The organism is Streptomyces sp. NPDC048349 (assembly GCF_040651925.1).
GTDB lineage: Bacteria > Actinomycetota > Actinomycetes > Streptomycetales > Streptomycetaceae > Streptomyces.
The window spans coordinates 184,200-200,687 of record NZ_JBEZLA010000004.1 but is presented as its reverse complement, the minus strand read 5'-3'; the positions used below and the strand labels follow the sequence as shown (position 1 = coordinate 200,687).

Below are 16,488 nucleotides of genomic sequence, written 5' to 3'. Positions count from 1 at the left end.
CGATGAGCCGTTCCGCGCACCCCGCCGGACCCCGTCACGCCGACGTCCTGCCCGAGGGGCACTACTCCCCGCCGCCCGCCGACCTGAACGCCCTCGACGAGAAGGTCTGGGCCCGGACCGTCACGCGCTCGGACGACGGCGTCGTCAGCGTCGGGGGCATCGAAGTGACCAAGCTGGCCGAGGAGTTCGGTACCCCTGCCTACTTCCTCGACGAGGAGGACTTCCGGGCGCGCTGCCGGGCCTGGGCCCACGCCTTCGGCAAGGAGGCCGACGTCTTCTACGCCGGCAAGGCGTTCCTCTCCAAGGCCGTCGTGAAGTGGCTGGGGGAAGAGGGGCTGAACCTCGACGTGTGCTCCGGCGGGGAGCTGGCCACCGCGCTCGCCGCCGAGATGCCCGCCTCCCGGATCGCCTTCCACGGCAACAACAAGTCCGAGCAGGAGATCAGGAGGGCGATCGGGGCCGGTGTCGGGCGGATCGTGCTCGACTCCTTCCAGGAGATCGCCCGCGTCGCGCACATCGCCCGTGAGCTGGGCGTGCGCCAGCCCGTCCAGATCCGTGTGACGGTCGGCGTGGAAGCGCACACGCACGAGTTCATCGCGACCGCGCACGAGGACCAGAAGTTCGGCATCGCCGTGGCCGACGGGTCCGCCGCCGAGGCCGTACGCAGGGCCCTCGGGCACGACTCGCTCGAGCTGCTCGGCGTCCACTCCCACATCGGCTCGCAGATCTTCGACATGGCGGGCTTCGAGGTGTCGGCGAAGCGGGTCGTCCGGCTGCTGGCCGCCGTACGCGACGAGCACGGCGTGGAGCTCCCCGAGATCGACCTCGGCGGCGGACTCGGGATCGCCTACACCGCCGACGACGATCCGCGCGAGCCGCACGAGATCGCCAAGGCCCTCACCGAGATCGTGGCCCGGGAGTGCGAGAGCGCGGGACTGCGCGCTCCCCGCATCTCCGTCGAGCCCGGCCGCGCCATCGTCGGCCCCACCGCCTTCACCCTCTACGAGGTCGGCACTATCAAGCCGCTCGAGGGTCTGCGGACGTACGTCAGTGTCGACGGCGGGATGTCGGACAACATCCGGACCGCCCTCTACGACGCCGAGTACTCCGTCACCCTCGTCTCCCGCACCTCCGAGGCCGAGCCCATGCTCGCCCGCGTCGTCGGCAAGCACTGCGAGAGCGGCGACATCGTCGTGAAGGACGCGTTCCTGCCCGCCGACCTGGCCCCCGGCGACCTGATCGCCGTCCCGGCCACGGGTGCGTACTGCCGCTCCATGGCCAGCAACTACAACCACGCGCTGCGTCCGCCCGTGGTCGCCGTGCGCGACGGGCAGGCCCGGGTGATCGTCCGGCGCGAGACGGAGGAAGATCTCCTGCGTCTCGACCTGGGATGATTCGCTTATTCCGGGGAGAAGCCCTCAGACCCCCAAAATAGGTGTCTCACTCAATGGACCGAGGGTGGAAACTGATGTCCATTGAGTGAGACTGGTTCTCACCCCGTGTGCAAGCCGCGCGCGGGGTACTGATGGAAGATCGAAAGGCGTAGGTCGAATGATGCGTACGCGTCCGCTGAAGGTGGCGCTGCTGGGCTGTGGAGTGGTCGGCTCGGAAGTGGCTCGCATCATGACGACGCACGCCGACGATCTGACGGCCCGGATCGGCGCGCCCGTCGAGCTCGCGGGCGTCGCGGTGCGCCGGCCGTCCAAGGTGCGCGAGGGCATCGACCCGGCGCTCATCACCACCGATGCGACCGCCCTCCTCAAACGCGGCGACATCGACGTGGCCATCGAGGTCATCGGCGGGATCGAGCCGGCCCGGACGCTGATCACCACCGCGTTCGAGAACGGCATCTCCGTCGTCTCCGCGAACAAGGCGCTGCTCGCCCAGGACGGTGCCGCCCTGCACGCCGCGGCCGAGACCCACGGCCTGGACCTTTACTACGAGGCCGCCGTCGCCGGCGCGATCCCGCTGGTCCGCCCGATGCGCGAGTCCCTCGCGGGCGACAAGATCAACCGCGTCATGGGCATCGTCAACGGCACGACGAACTTCATCCTCGACAAGATGGACTCCACCGGCGCCGGCTACCAGGAGGCGCTGGACGAGGCCACGGCCCTCGGGTACGCCGAGGCGGACCCCACCGCCGACGTCGAGGGCTACGACGCCGCCGCCAAGGCCGCGATCCTGGCCGGCATCGCCTTCCACACCCGCGTCCGCCTCGACGACGTCTACCGTGAGGGAATGACCGAGGTCAGCGCCGCCGACTTCGCCTCCGCCAAGCGGATGGGCTGCACCATCAAGCTCCTGGCGATCCTCGAGCGCGCCGCCGACGGCGAGTCCGTCACCGCCCGCGTGCACCCGGCCATGATCCCGCTCAGCCACCCGCTCGCCTCCGTCCGCGAGGCGTACAACGCGGTCTTCGTCGAGGCGGAGGCCGCCGGGCGGCTCATGTTCTACGGGCCCGGCGCGGGCGGTTCGCCGACCGCGTCCGCGGTGCTCGGCGACCTCGTCGCCGTCTGCCGCAACAAGCTCGCCGAGGCAACGGGGCCGGGCGAGTCGGCGTACACCCAGCTGCCGGTCAGCCCCATGGGCGATGTCGTGACCCGGTACCACATCAGCCTCGATGTGGCCGACAAGCCGGGCGTGCTCGCCCAGGTCGCGACGACCTTCGCCGAGCACGGCGTCTCCATCGACACCGTGCGGCAGCAGGGCAAGGACGGCGAGGCCTCCCTCGTCGTCGTCACTCACCGCGCACCCGACGCCGCCCTCTCCGGGACCGTCGAGGCGCTGCGGAAGCTGGACACCGTCCGCGGTGTCGCCAGCATCATGCGTGTTGAAGGGGAGTAAGGACCCATGAGCAGCAATCGCACCCACCAGTGGCGCGGCATCATCGAGGAGTACCGGGACCGGCTGCCGGTGACGGACACGACTCCCGTGGTCACACTCCGCGAGGGCGGCACGCCGCTCGTTCCCGCGCAGGTGCTCTCCGAGCGCACCGGCTGCGAGGTGCACCTCAAGGTCGAGGGGGCGAACCCCACCGGGTCCTTCAAGGACCGCGGCATGACCATGGCCATCACCCGGGCCAAGGAAGAGGGCGCCAAGGCCGTCATCTGCGCCTCGACCGGCAACACCTCGGCCTCGGCCGCCGCGTACGCGGTGCGCGCCGGCATGGTCTCCGCCGTCCTCGTGCCCCGCGGCAAGATCGCGCTCGGCAAGATGGGCCAGGCCCTCGTGCACGGCGCCAAGATCCTCCAGGTGGACGGCAACTTCGACGACTGTCTGAATCTCGCCCGCGCGCTGTCCGACAACTACCCGGTGGCGCTGGTCAATTCGGTCAACCCCGTACGCATCGAGGGCCAGAAGACGGCCGCGTTCGAGATCGTCGACGCGCTCGGCGACGCCCCCGACATCCACGTGCTGCCCGTCGGCAACGCCGGCAACATCACCGCGTACTGGAGGGGCTTCAAGGAGTACAAGGCCGACGGCCTGGCCTCCCGTACGCCCCGCGTGTGGGGTTTCCAGGCCTCCGGCTCCGCGCCCATCGTGCGCGGGGAGGTCGTCAAGGAGCCGCACACCATCGCGACCGCGATCCGCATCGGCAACCCGGCGTCCTGGGACTACGCGCTGGCCGCGCGTGACGAGTCGGGCGGCTTCATCGACGAGGTGACCGACCGTCAGATCCTGGCCGCCTACCGGCTGTTGGCCTCGCAGGAGGGCGTCTTCGTCGAGCCCGCCTCGGCCGCCTCCGTGGCCGGCCTGCTCAAGGCCGCCGAGCTGGGCCTGGTGGACCCGGGCCAGACGATCGTGTGCACCGTCACCGGCAACGGCCTGAAGGACCCCGACTGGGCGATCGCCGGCGCTCCGCAGCCGGTCACCGTTCCGGTGGATGCCGAAGCCGCGGCCGTCCGCCTCGGCCTCGTCTGACGCACGACCCGGTTCCGGGGGTCCTCGGGCCCCCGGAACCGGCAACTCACCCCGTACGGCACCAAAAGTGCGGCCGAAGCCGCGACACGCATCGTGCGCCTCCTGTGCGCCCTATGTCGCGAGAGAACCTTCCTTCGATACGCTGTACTTACATCCGCCACCGTGCATATGACCGCGGTGCTGCCCACAGGGCCTTCGGGTGTCGTACGTTCTCCAGTACATTCGCAGCGAGCCAGCGAAGAGCGAAGATCTCGCACAGTCACAAGGAGTGTCATCGGACGATGGCCGGTCCAGCGTTCCGCGCCGCCGCCGTACGGGTGCGCGTCCCCGCCAGCAGTGCCAATCTCGGCCCGGGCTTCGACGCCCTCGGCCTGGCCCTGGGGCTCTACGACGACGTCGTCGTCCGGGTGGCCGACTCCGGCCTGAACATCGACATCGCGGGTGAGGGCGCCGACACCCTCCCGCGGGACGAGAGCCACCTGCTCGTACGCTCCATGCGGACCGCCTTCGACCTGCTGGGCGGGCAGCCGCGCGGCCTCGAGGTCGTCTGCGCCAACCGCATCCCGCACGGCCGTGGCCTCGGCTCCTCCTCCGCCGCCATCTGCGCCGGCATCGTCGCCGCCCGCGCCGTGACCATAGGCGGCGAGGCCAAGCTCGACGACGCGGCGCTCCTGGAGCTCGCGACCGAGATCGAGGGCCACCCCGACAACGTCGCCGCCTGTCTGCTCGGCGGCTTCACCCTGGCCTGGATGGACGGCGGCAGCGCCAAGGCGATCCGGATGGAGCCCGCCGATTCCATCGTTCCGGTGGTCTTCGTCCCCTCCAAGCCGGTCCTCACGGAGACCGCGCGCGGCCTGCTGCCGCGCACCGTGCCGCACGTGGACGCGGCCGTGAACGCAGGTCGTGCAGGACTGCTCGTGGAGGCCCTGACCAGGCGTCCCGAGTTCCTCCTGCCGGCCACCGAAGACCGGCTCCACCAGGAGTACCGGTCCCCGGCGATGCCCGAGAGCGTCGCCCTGGTGAACCGACTGCGGGCGGACGGCATCCCCGCGGTCATCTCCGGCGCGGGCCCCACGGTCCTCGCGCTGGTCGACAACGACGCGGCCGACAAGGTCGCGCAGCTCGCGGGCGAAGGGTGGGCGGCGAACCGGCTCGCCCTCGACGCCGCGGGCGCGAGCGTACTTCCGCTGGGAACCCAGGGCGGCTGAGCCAGGCCGGTCAGGGGCGGGCGGCCAGGGCAGGCCGCCCGCGCGGAAGGGCGTGATTGCCGGTGATTGAGAGGGGGAATGTTTGTTGGATCCGGTAGTGTTAGTCTCAAGTGCGCAGCCGAAGCCGCCATGGCTCGGTGCTCAGTGTCCCCCATCGGGACCACCTTTCTTCCGGGAGCCTCCCCGACTGCTTTGATCACTTCCAGCAGTTTCGAGCACGCTCCGGAATCGGCGTGACATTCCCACGCTTCCAGCTCGGGGGCTTCTCGCCGGAACCAGCCACGCACGTTTTCTCTCCGCCGTATCTCTACCGGCGGACCACCGCCCCGGCACAGTCCAACCCCATCAGGTCACGGACTGTTGTCGGACAGCACAACCGGTCGCCGAGCCAGACAGGCCGACGTCCGCTCCAGGGAAGGACCCTTCGTGAGCGACACCACCGATCTGATGGGCGCTGCCGACACCTCTGTCGACACCAGTGCCCCCGCCGCGGGCGCCGCACCCAAGCGTCGCCGCACCGGCACCGGCCTTGAGGGCATGGTCCTGGCCGAGCTGCAGCAGGTCGCGTCGGGCCTCGGCATCAGGGGCACCGCGCGGATGCGCAAGAGCCAGCTGATCGAGGTCATCAAGGAGACGCAGGCGGGCGGTGCCGCCGCGCCCAAGGCCGCCGCCTCCGCCGCGGACACCGCCGAGGCCAAGCCGAAGCGCCGCGCCACCAGCAAGGCCCGCACGGGCGAGGCCGCCGCCGCTGCGCCCGCCGAGAAGCCTGCCGCGCAGGCCCAGATCGACATCCCCGGCCAGCCGGCCAGCGACGACGCCCCGGTGGGCGAGCGCCGTCGGCGCCGGGCGACCGCCCCGTCCGGCAGCCCGGAGGCCTCGGCCCCCGTCGCCGTACAGGTCGAGCAGAAGACCGAGACCGTCAAGGCCGAGGCCGCCACGGCGACCGCCACCGCGCCGCAGACGGACGTGAAGGCCGAGGCCGCCACCGCCGTCTCCGCCCCCGCCCAGGAGGGTGAGGGCCGCGGCCGCCGCGACCGCCGGGAGCGCGGCGCCGAGCGCGGCGACCGCCAGCGTGACCGCCGCGACCGCGGTGCCAAGGCCGACGAGCAGGGCCAGGGCGGCCAGGGTCAGGGCGGCCAGGGCCAGGGTGCTCAGGGTGGCCAGGGCGGCGGTCGTCAGGACCGGCCCGAGCGCGGCGACCGCCAGCAGCAGGGCGGCCGCGGCCAGGGCCAGCAGGGCCGTCAGGACCGCCAGGACAGCGGTCCGCAGGACGACTTCGACGACGAGGGCGGCCGTCGCGGCCGTCGCGGCCGCTACCGCGACCGCCGTGGCCGTCGTGGGCGCGACGAGTTCGCCCCGAACGAGCCGCAGGTCGCCGACGACGACGTGCTGATCCCCGTCGCGGGCATCCTCGACATCCTCGACAACTACGCGTTCATCCGGACCTCGGGCTACCTGCCCGGCCCCAACGACGTGTACGTCTCCCTCGCCCAGGTCCGCAAGGCGGGTCTGCGCAAGGGCGACCACACCACCGGTGCCGTGCGCCAGCCCAAGGACGGCGAGCGCCGCGAGAAGTTCAACGCCCTTGTGCGACTGGACTCGGTGAACGGCATGGCGCCCGAATCCGGCCGCGGACGACCGGAGTTCCAGAAGCTGACGCCGCTGTACCCGCAGGACCGGCTCCGTCTGGAGACCGACCCGGGCGTGCTGACGACCCGCATCATCGACCTGGTGTCGCCGATCGGCAAGGGTCAGCGAGGCCTGATCGTGGCCCCGCCGAAGACCGGCAAGACCATGATCATGCAGGCGATCGCCAACGCGATCACCACGAACAACCCCGAGTGCCACCTGATGGTCGTCCTGGTCGACGAGCGTCCGGAAGAGGTCACCGACATGCAGCGGTCGGTCAAGGGCGAGGTCATCTCCTCGACCTTCGACCGCCCGGCCGAGGACCACACCACCGTCGCCGAGCTGGCCATCGAGCGCGCCAAGCGCCTCGTCGAGCTGGGTCACGACGTGGTCGTCCTGCTGGACTCCATCACCCGCCTGGGCCGCGCGTACAACCTCGCGGCGCCCGCCTCCGGCCGCATCCTGTCCGGTGGTGTCGACTCGACCGCGCTCTACCCGCCGAAGCGCTTCTTCGGTGCCGCGCGCAACATCGAGGACGGCGGCTCGCTGACCATCCTGGCCACCGCGCTGGTCGACACCGGCTCGCGCATGGACGAGGTGATCTTCGAGGAGTTCAAGGGCACCGGCAACATGGAGCTCAAGCTCGACCGGAAGCTCGCCGACAAGCGCATCTTCCCCGCCGTCGACGTCGACCCGTCGGGCACCCGCAAGGAGGAGATCCTCCTCAACGCGGAGGAGCTCGCCATCGTCTGGAAGCTGCGCCGGGTGCTGCACGCGCTCGACTCGCAGCAGGCGATCGAGCTGCTGCTCGACAAGATGAAGCAGACGAAGTCGAACGCCGAGTTCCTGATGCAGATCGCGAAGACGACCCCGTCGGGCAAGAACGACGACTGAGTCCCGCCCCCTGCAGCACCACGGCCGCCCCCGTCGCACCCGCGACGGGGGCGGCCGTCGGCGTACGGTGCGACCTTCACCACACCCCGGGCCCGGCTGAACCTCCGGCCGCGCTCCCGCGTCCCCCGCGAAAACCGCAGGTGGCGGCGGGGCTGCCGAGCATCCGTCCGGGAACGCGACCTCCGCCGGCCCGGTCCGGGGGCCCCGGGAGCCGTGGAACCCTGGGGGACGTCAGCCCGTCTGTGTCAAAAACAGGGGACCGCGTTCAGGACTGAGGAGAGCATGAGCCAGGACAGCAACGGCGGCGGCCGGCGTGCCGCGGGCCGGCGACGCCGTAAACCCGCCAAGCGCCGCAGGGCCCTCGTCGTCGCCGCCTGGAGCGCCGCCGGCGTGGTCCTGCTCGGCGGGGCGGGCCTCGGCTACTTCTACTTCAAGCTGAACGGCAACCTGAAGACCGTCGACATCGACCAGGCGCTCGGCACCGACCGCCCGCAGAACGTCGACAACGGCTCGATGGACATCCTGGTCCTCGGTTCCGACTCCCGCGGCGGCGCGAACTCCGGGTACGGCCCGGACGACGGCGGTTCCGCCCGCTCCGACACGGCGATGATCGTCCACCTGAACGAGGGCCACACGAAGGCCAGCATCGTGTCGATACCCCGGGACACCATGACCGTCCGCCCCTCGTGCACCACGGGCAAGGGCAAGACCGACCCCGGCGGCACGCGCAAGCAGTTCAACGAGGCGTACGCCGTCGGCGGGGCGGCCTGTGCGGTCAAGACCGTCGAGAAGATGTCGGGGATCCGCATGGACCACTACATCGAGGTCGACTTCACGGGCTTCAAGAAGATCATCGACACCCTCGGCGGGGTCGACGTCACCACCGCCAAGCCGATCAAGGACGACTACAGCCACCTGGACCTCCCGGCCGGCCCGAACAAGCTGAACGGCGAGCAGGCCCTCGGCCTGGTCCGCACCCGCCACGCCGTCGGGGACGGCGGCGACCTCGGCCGAATACAGCTCCAGCAGGCCTTCATCAAGGCGCTGATCAAGCAGGTCAAGAGCATCGGCCTGTTCGACAACCCCAAGCAGCTGCTCGACCTCGCCGACACCGGCACCAAGTCGATCACCACCGACAGATCGCTCGGGGACGTGAAGTCCCTCATGGGCTTTGCCCAGAGCCTCCAGGGCATCAACGCCCAGGACATGCACATGATCACCCTGCCGGTGACGACGGACGCGCTCGACACCAACCGCGTCGCCCCGCTGAAGAAGGAGTCCCAGCTGGTCTGGGACGCCCTGCTGGCCGACCGGCCGATCCCCGCGGAGGCCACCGCGAACTCGTCCGGAGACAAGGGCACGGCCGGTTCGATCGTCCAGTGAGGGCGCGCAGAGGGCCCGGCGGCGCCCCGACGGGAGTCCGGCGGCGCCCGGCGGCGGCCCGGCGGCGGCTCGGCGCGGGCGGCCGGGGACGGGGGCGGAATAGATGCCGGACCCCTGCCGTTGAGGGAGGCGTCCTCAGAATTTTGACAGGCAGCCCGGTCCTGGCAGACTGGTCTGTCGGCCCCGGTTCACGCAGTGCGCAATTCGGCTCCTGCGACCCGGCGCCCTCCCGAATCTAGGAGACACCTTGAAGAGCGAGATCCACCCCGAGTACGTCGAGACCCAGGTCAGCTGCACCTGTGGCGCGTCGTTCACCACCCGCTCCACGCTGACCAGCGGCACCATCCGTGCCGAGGTCTGCTCCGAGTGCCACCCGTTCTACACGGGCAAGCAGAAGATCCTCGACACCGGTGGCCGCGTGGCCCGCTTCGAGGCTCGCTTCGGCAAGGGTGCGGCCAAGAAGTAGCGCGACCCAGGCGCCGGTCACCGGCCGCCCCCTGTCCACTCGGGGGCGGCCGGACCGGCGCCTTTGTCGTCGTCCAGCCCCGTCACCCCCTGCAGTCCTTCGCACTTTTACCCCAGGAGTACCCCGATGTTCGAGGCGGTCGAGGAACTGGTCGGCGAGCACGCCGACCTTGAGAAGAAGCTCGCCGACCCTTCGGTCCACTCCGATCAGGCCAACGCGCGCAAGCTGAACAAGCGCTACGCGGAGCTGACCCCGATCATCGCGACCTTCCGTGCGTGGAAGCAGGCGGCCGAGGACATCGAGACGGCCAAGGAGTTCGCGGCCGACGACCCGGACTTCGCCGCCGAGGTCAAGGAGCTGACGCAGCAGCGCGAGGAGCTCACCGAGAAGCTCCGCCTGCTGCTGGTCCCGCGCGACCCCAGCGACGACAAGGACGTGCTCCTGGAGGTCAAGGCGGGCGCGGGCGGCGACGAGTCGGCCCTGTTCGCCGGCGACCTGCTGCGCATGTACCTGCGCTACGCCGAGCGCGTGGGCTGGAAGACCGAGATCATCGACGCCACCGAGTCCGAGCTCGGCGGCTACAAGGACGTCCAGGTCTCCGTCCGCACCAAGGGTGGCCAGGGCGCCACCGAGCCCGGCCAGGGCGTGTGGGCCCGTCTGAAGTACGAGGGCGGCGTGCACCGCGTCCAGCGGGTTCCGGCCACCGAGTCCCAGGGCCGCATCCACACCTCCGCCGCCGGCGTGCTCGTCACCCCGGAGGCCGAGGAGGTCGAGGTCGAGATCAACATGAACGACCTCCGCATCGACGTGTACCGCTCCTCCGGCCCCGGCGGCCAGTCCGTCAACACCACCGACTCGGCCGTGCGCATCACGCACATCCCCACCGGTGTGGTCGCCTCCTGCCAGAACGAGAAGAGCCAGCTCCAGAACAAGGAGCAGGCCATGCGCATCCTGCGCTCGCGCCTGCTGGCCGCCGCCCAGGAAGCCGCCGAGCAGGAGGCCTCCGACCAGCGCCGCAGCCAGGTGCGCTCCGTGGACCGCTCCGAGAAGATCCGCACGTACAACTTCCCGGAAAACCGGATCTCGGACCACCGCACCGGGTTCAAGGCGTACAACTTGGACCAGGTGCTCGACGGCGACCTCGACTCGGTCATCCAGGCCTGTGTCGACGCCGACTCCGCCGCCAAGCTCGCGGCCGCCCAGTAGGGCCGCAGGGCAGCAGAGCCGCACCGCAGCACGCCCCACCCGTTCCACCCCCCCGTACGACAGCAGCCCGGAGGACCAGCGTGAACTTGCTGCTTGCCGAGGTGGCCCAGGCCACCCAGCGGCTGGCCGCCGCCGGCGTGCCCTCACCGCGCTTCGACGCGGAGGAGCTCGCGGCCTTCGTGCACGGCGTCAAGCGGGGGGAACTGCACCACGTCAAGGACGCGGACTTCGACGCCCGCTACTGGGAGGCCGTCGCCCGCCGCGAGGCGCGCGAGCCGCTCCAGCACATCACCGGCCGCGCCTTCTTCCGGTACCTGGAGCTCCAGGTCGGGCCCGGGGTCTTCGTCCCGCGGCCCGAAACCGAGTCGGTCGTGGACTGGGCCATACACGCCGTCCGGGCGATGGACGTGGTCGAGCCGCTGATCGTCGACCTGTGCACCGGCTCCGGCGCCATCGCGCTGGCGATGGCGCAGGAGGTGCCGCGCTCACGCGTGCACGCGGTCGAGCTGTCCGAGGAAGCCCTGCGCTGGACGCGCAAGAACGCCGAGGGCTCCCGGGTCACCGTCCACCAGGGCGACGCCCTCAGCGCCCTGCCGGAGCTCGACGGGCAGGTCGACCTGGTCATCTCCAACCCGCCGTACATCCCGCTCACCGAGTGGGAGTACGTGGCCCCCGAGGCCCGCGACCACGATCCGGAGATGGCCCTCTTCTCCGGCGAGGACGGCCTCGACACCATCCGCGGCCTGGAGCGCACGGCCCACCGCCTGCTGCGGCCCGGCGGCATCGTCGTCGTCGAGCACGCCGACACGCAGGGCGGCCAGGTCCCGTGGATCTTCGCCGAGGAGCGGGGCTGGGCCGACGCGGCCGACCACCCGGACCTCAACAACCGCCCCCGGTTCGCGACCGCCCGCAAGGCGCTGCCGTGACCGCGCCCGTTACCACCACCCCCCTGCTGCACGAGGAGTCCCGCTGATGGCCCGGCGATACGACTGCAACGACGCGACGGACCGCAAGACGGGCCTGCGCGAAGCCGCATCCGCCGTGCGCCGCGGCGAGCTCGTCGTGCTGCCCACCGACACCCTGTACGGGATCGGCGCGGACGCCTTCAGCCCGGAGGCCGTCCACGACCTGCTCGCCGCCAAGGGGCGGGACCGCAACATGCCCACCCCGGTGCTCATCGGCTCCCCGAACACCCTGCACGGCCTGGTCACCGACTTCTCCGAGCAGGCGTGGGAGCTCGTCGACGCCTTCTGGCCGGGCGCGCTGACGCTCGTCGCCAAGCACCAGCCCTCGCTGGCCTGGGACCTCGGCGACACCGGGGGCACCGTGGCCGTGCGGATGCCGCTGCACCCCGTCGCGATCGAGCTGCTGACCGAGGTCGGTCCGATGGCGGTGTCCTCGGCCAACCTGACCGGACACCCGGCGCCCGAGGACTGCGACGCGGCGCGCGAGATGCTCGGCGACTCCGTGTCCGTGTACCTGGACGGCGGTCCGACGCCCGGCATCCAGCCGTCGTCGATCGTCGACGTGACGGGGAAGGTTCCCGTCCTGCTGCGCGAAGGGGCGCTCAGCGCGGAGCAGCTGCGCGAGGTCGTACCCGACCTCGAGGTCGCCCCGTGAGCCCTGACGGGCGTGGCATAGCTGGGGGAAGTACTTTCCGCATACTCCACGTCAGCACCGGCAACGTGTGCCGCTCGCCCATCACCGAGCGGCTGACGCGGCACGCCCTCGCCCACCGCCTCGGGGGCCTGCTGACCGCGGACCTCATCGTGGAGAGCGCCGGCACCTGGGGCCACGAGGGCGCCCCGATGGAAGCGAACGCGGCGGCCGTGCTGGCGGACTTCGGAGCTGATGCCTCCGGTTTCACCGGGCGGGAACTGCTCGACGAGCACGTCATCCGGGCCGACCTGGTGCTGACCGCCACCCGCGACCACCGGGCGCAGGTCATCTCGATGGGCCATTCGGCGGGGCTGCGCACCTTCACGCTGAAGGAGTTCACCCGGCTGGTGCGGGCGATAGATCCGGCCACCCTGCCGCCGCTGGACGACGGCATGGCCGAGCGGGCGCGCGCCCTGGTGCGGGCCGCGGCGGCGCTGCGCGGCTGGCTGCTGGCCCCCTCCCCGGACGCGGACGAGGTGTACGACCCGTACGGGGCGCCGATCACCTTCTTCCGCTCGATCGGCGACGAGATCAACCAGGCCCTGGACCCGGTCGTCACGGCGTTGACGGGTGTGACCGCGCGGCGCTGAGCGCCGCAGGGCGCGACGGGGGCAGCAGGCCTACAGTGGCTGGTACCCGGTACCCCATGGAGTCGCGCCATGAGCGTCATCACCCAGCCCACCGATGTCCTGCGGCGGCAGGACCCGCAGATGGCCGACGTGCTCGCGGGGGAGCGGCAGCGGCAGGCCAGCACGCTGCAGCTGATCGCCGCCGAGAACTTCACCTCGCCCGCCGTGCTGGCGGCCCTGGGGTCCCCGCTGTCCAACAAGTACGCCGAGGGGTACCCGGGCGCCCGGTACCACGGCGGCTGCGAGTACGTCGACGTGGCCGAGCAGATCGCCGTGGAACGGGCGAAGGCCCTGTTCGGCGCCGAACACGCCAATGTGCAGCCGCATTCCGGTTCCTCCGCCGTGCTGGCCGCGTACGCCGCGCTGCTGCGGCCCGGGGACACGGTGCTGGCGATGGGGCTCCCGTACGGCGGCCACCTCACGCACGGCTCCCCCGCGAACTTCTCCGGCCGCTGGTTCGACTTCGTCGGCTACGGCGTGGACGCCGAGACCGGGCTCATCGACTACGAGCAGGTGCAGCAGCTCGCGCACTCGCACCGGCCGAAGGCGATCGTCTGCGGCTCGATCTCCTACCCCCGCCATCCCGAGTACTCGGCCTTCCGCGAGATCGCCGACGAGGTCGGCGCCCACCTGATCGCCGACGCCGCCCACCCCATCGGGCTGGTGGCCGGAGGGGCCGCGCCCAGCCCCGTGCCGTACGCCGACGTCGTCTGCGCGACCACGCACAAGGTCCTGCGCGGCCCGCGCGGCGGCATGCTGCTGTGCGGCGCCGAGCTCGCCGAGCGGATCGACCGGGCGGTGTTCCCCTTCACCCAGGGCGGCGCCCAGATGCACTCCATCGCCGCCAAGGCCGTGGCCTTCGGGGAGGCGGCCGGCCCCGCCTTCGCCACGTACGCGCACCGGGTCGTCGCCAACGCGCGGGCGCTGGCCGAGGCCTTGGAGGACCACGGCTTCACCGTGACCACCGGCGGCACCGACACGCACCTGATCACCGCCGACCCGGCCCCGCTGGGCATCGACGGGCCGACCGCGCGCGGCCGGCTGGCCGCCGCCGGGATCGTGCTCGACACCTGCGCCCTCCCGTACGGGGACCAGCGCGGCGTGCGGCTGGGTACGGCCGCCGTGACCACCCAGGGGATGGGGGAGGGCGAGATGCTCCGGATCGCGGCGCTGTTCGCGGCCGCGCTGCACGGGGACGCCGCACGGACCCGTACGGAGGTCAAGGAGCTGACGATGGGATTTCCCCCTTACGGGGAGTAAGCGGGACAAGGGGGGCGTACGGGAACCGCGATACCGTCCCCTCGCGTCCTCAGTGGAGGGGACATCACAGCTAATGTGTGGGGCTGAGATGGCCGGCGATACATCTGGGGCAGCCCGTGCGTGAATATCTGCTGACACTTTGTGTCACGGTCGCGGTGACCTACCTGCTGACCGGGCCCGTGCGGAAGTTCGCGATCGCGGCCGGGGCCATGCCGGAGATCCGCGCCCGCGACGTGCACCGCGAGCCCACGCCGCGGCTCGGCGGCATCGCCATGTTCGGCGGTCTGTGCGCGGGCCTGCTGGTCGCCGACCACCTGCGCAACCTCAACGGCGTCTTCGAGCTCTCGAACGAACCGCGCGCGCTGCTCTCCGGCGCCGCCCTGATCTGGCTGGTCGGCGTACTCGACGACAAGTTCGAGATCGACGCCCTGATCAAGCTCGGCGCCCAGATGATCTCCGCCGCCGTGATGGTCATGCAGGGCCTGACCATCCTGTGGATCCCCGTTCCGGGGATCGGGACGGTCTCGCTCACCCAGTGGCAGGGCAACCTGCTCACGGTGGCCCTCGTCGTCATCACCATCAACGCGGTGAACTTCGTGGACGGCCTCGACGGCCTCGCCGCGGGCATGGTGTGCATCGCCGCGACCGCGTTCTTCCTGTACGCCTACCGGATCTGGTTCGGCTACGGCATCGAGGCGGCCGCGCCGGCCACGCTCTTCGCCGCCATCCTGATGGGCATGTGCCTCGGCTTCCTGCCGCACAACATGCATCCCGCCCGGATCTTCATGGGCGACTCCGGCTCGATGCTGATCGGGCTGGTGCTCGCCGCCTCCGCCATCTCGATCAGCGGTCAGGTGGATCCCGACACGCTGGCCCTGTTCGCGGGCGGTGAGCGCAACGCGACGCACGCGATGTTCCCGGTCTTCATCCCGCTGATCCTGCCGCTGACGATCATCGCGATCCCGATGGCGGACCTGTTCCTGGCCATCGCCCGGCGCACGTGGAAGGGCCAGTCGCCCTTCGCCGCCGACCGCGGGCACCTGCACCACCGGCTCCTCGAGCTCGGGCATTCGCACAGCCGCGCGGTGCTGATCATGTACTTCTGGTCGGGGCTGATCGCGTTCGGCACGGTCGCGTACTCGGTGAACTCCGCCTCGATGTGGATCGTCCTGGCGATCGCCGCGCTCAGCGCGGTGGGCCTGATCCTGCTGCTCCTGCCACGCTTCACCCCGCGCGCCCCGCGCTGGGCGGAGGGTCTGCTGCCGCCGCGCTACCGGCACGCCGCCCGGGCCGCCGAGGCCGCGGCCGAAGCCGCCGCCCGGGACGCCTCGGGTACCGAGCCGGAGCCCGTCAGGCCGATCGCGGTGGGGGTGTCCGGCGTCAACGGAGCGACCGCCATCGGCCCCCGTTCGCGCTTCCCCGACCGGCGTAAGGCTGAATCAACCCGCTGACCTTCGCGGCGCATGTCGGACATGGACGGCCAATACCAGACAAGAGCTCGGCCTGTCGCGCACACACGCGCAGGGTCCCTCTCATGTGTGACAGTCAGCACACTTCGCAGGTAAAGCTCTCATCAAATAGTTTGTGATACCGTTCACTAAACCCGGCGACAGAGCCGAAGGACCGTAGTGCGACGGTCCATTGGCCCGAGGATCACACTCGGACCGGGCTTACGCTCGTCCCGTACGAGTCCCGTGCCCCCACCACCACGCGGAGCAACCCGCCATGCGGTCTGATGACGTCCGATCTCTCCTGCAAGCCGCTGTACCCACCGCTGCCGCCGGCGCTCTCGCCGCCGTGATCAGCGCTCTGGTCGTCGGCGGCAAGGGGGCGGTCGGTGCCGTCGTCGCGACGCTGGTCGTGATTCTCTTCATGGGCATCGGATTCGTCGTTCTGCAGCGCACGGCGAAATCACTCCCGCATCTCTTCCAGGCCATGGGGCTCATGCTCTACGCGGCCCAGATTCTGCTGCTCTTCGTCTTTCTCGCCGCGTTCAAGAACACCACTCTGTTCCACCCCAAGGCCTTCGCGATCACGCTCGTCGCCACCACCCTCGTGTGGATCGGCGCACAGACCCGTGCTCACATGAAGGCGAAGATCCTCTACGTCGAGCCGGACTCGATGAAGGGCGACAAGCCCGAAAATCCGGGGCCGAAGTCGTGAAGGGTAGGGCCGGGATAAGTGGGCGTTCGAGATCCTGCTATCGTCCGGTGCCAACTGCGGCACTGCGGGC

14 protein-coding genes are annotated in these 16,488 nt (G+C 70.9%); all 14 read left to right on the top strand.

Features of this window, described 5'->3' with window-relative positions; genetic code table 11:
- Nucleotides 1-2: 2 nt before the first annotated feature.
- Nucleotides 3-1,394 carry a diaminopimelate decarboxylase gene (gene lysA, locus AB0D44_RS04860; protein ID WP_362584365.1) on the top strand — a complete coding sequence of 464 codons (1,392 nt, stop codon included), beginning with the start codon at nucleotides 3-5 and terminating at the stop codon, nucleotides 1,392-1,394.
- Nucleotides 1,395-1,554: 160 nt separating this feature from the next.
- Entirely contained in the window at nucleotides 1,555-2,844 is a 1,290-nt protein-coding gene (locus AB0D44_RS04855; protein WP_362584479.1) for a homoserine dehydrogenase, read from the top strand.
- Nucleotides 2,845-2,850: 6 nt separating this feature from the next.
- Nucleotides 2,851-3,921 (top strand): threonine synthase, encoded by a 1,071-nt coding sequence (thrC, locus tag AB0D44_RS04850; RefSeq protein WP_362584363.1) that lies wholly within the window; start codon nucleotides 2,851-2,853, stop codon nucleotides 3,919-3,921.
- 281 nt (nucleotides 3,922-4,202) lie between these two features.
- A complete protein-coding gene (gene thrB / locus AB0D44_RS04845; RefSeq protein ID WP_362584361.1) occupies nucleotides 4,203-5,129 on the top strand; it encodes a homoserine kinase in 927 nt (308 codons plus the stop codon).
- Nucleotides 5,130-5,555: 426 nt separating this feature from the next.
- The gene (gene rho, locus AB0D44_RS04840; RefSeq protein WP_362584358.1) at nucleotides 5,556-7,652 is read left to right on the top strand and encodes a transcription termination factor Rho; all 2,097 of its coding nucleotides are present in this window, start codon (nucleotides 5,556-5,558) and stop codon (nucleotides 7,650-7,652) included.
- Between the two features lie 282 nt (nucleotides 7,653-7,934).
- Nucleotides 7,935-9,035 carry an LCP family protein gene (locus AB0D44_RS04835; protein ID WP_362584356.1) on the top strand — a complete coding sequence of 367 codons (1,101 nt, stop codon included), beginning with the start codon at nucleotides 7,935-7,937 and terminating at the stop codon, nucleotides 9,033-9,035.
- A gap of 247 nt (nucleotides 9,036-9,282) precedes the next feature.
- Complete coding sequence (gene rpmE / locus AB0D44_RS04830) at nucleotides 9,283-9,501, top strand: 50S ribosomal protein L31 (protein ID WP_362584353.1); 219 nt, start codon at nucleotides 9,283-9,285, stop codon at nucleotides 9,499-9,501.
- A 126-nt stretch (nucleotides 9,502-9,627) separates the two neighbouring features.
- Nucleotides 9,628-10,707 (top strand): peptide chain release factor 1, encoded by a 1,080-nt coding sequence (gene prfA / locus AB0D44_RS04825; RefSeq protein ID WP_362584350.1) that lies wholly within the window; start codon nucleotides 9,628-9,630, stop codon nucleotides 10,705-10,707.
- 80 nt (nucleotides 10,708-10,787) lie between these two features.
- A complete protein-coding gene (gene prmC / locus AB0D44_RS04820; protein WP_362584347.1) occupies nucleotides 10,788-11,633 on the top strand; it encodes a peptide chain release factor N(5)-glutamine methyltransferase in 846 nt (281 codons plus the stop codon).
- A 46-nt stretch (nucleotides 11,634-11,679) separates the two neighbouring features.
- The gene (locus AB0D44_RS04815; RefSeq protein WP_362584344.1) at nucleotides 11,680-12,327 is read left to right on the top strand and encodes an L-threonylcarbamoyladenylate synthase; all 648 of its coding nucleotides are present in this window, start codon (nucleotides 11,680-11,682) and stop codon (nucleotides 12,325-12,327) included.
- Nucleotides 12,324-12,956, top strand: a complete 633-nt coding sequence (locus AB0D44_RS04810) for a protein-tyrosine-phosphatase (RefSeq protein ID WP_362584341.1) — start codon at nucleotides 12,324-12,326, stop codon at nucleotides 12,954-12,956. The genes AB0D44_RS04815 and AB0D44_RS04810 overlap by 4 nt, the downstream gene beginning before the upstream one ends.
- 69 nt (nucleotides 12,957-13,025) lie before the next feature.
- Nucleotides 13,026-14,255: a serine hydroxymethyltransferase gene (glyA, locus tag AB0D44_RS04805; protein WP_362584339.1), complete on the top strand. Its 1,230-nt coding sequence runs from the start codon at nucleotides 13,026-13,028 to the stop codon at nucleotides 14,253-14,255.
- A 116-nt stretch (nucleotides 14,256-14,371) separates the two neighbouring features.
- The gene (locus AB0D44_RS04800; RefSeq protein ID WP_362584336.1) at nucleotides 14,372-15,706 is read left to right on the top strand and encodes an MraY family glycosyltransferase; all 1,335 of its coding nucleotides are present in this window, start codon (nucleotides 14,372-14,374) and stop codon (nucleotides 15,704-15,706) included.
- A 274-nt stretch (nucleotides 15,707-15,980) separates the two neighbouring features.
- Nucleotides 15,981-16,418: a hypothetical protein gene (locus tag AB0D44_RS04795; protein WP_362296332.1), complete on the top strand. Its 438-nt coding sequence runs from the start codon at nucleotides 15,981-15,983 to the stop codon at nucleotides 16,416-16,418.
- The last annotated feature ends 70 nt before the right edge of the window (nucleotides 16,419-16,488 follow it).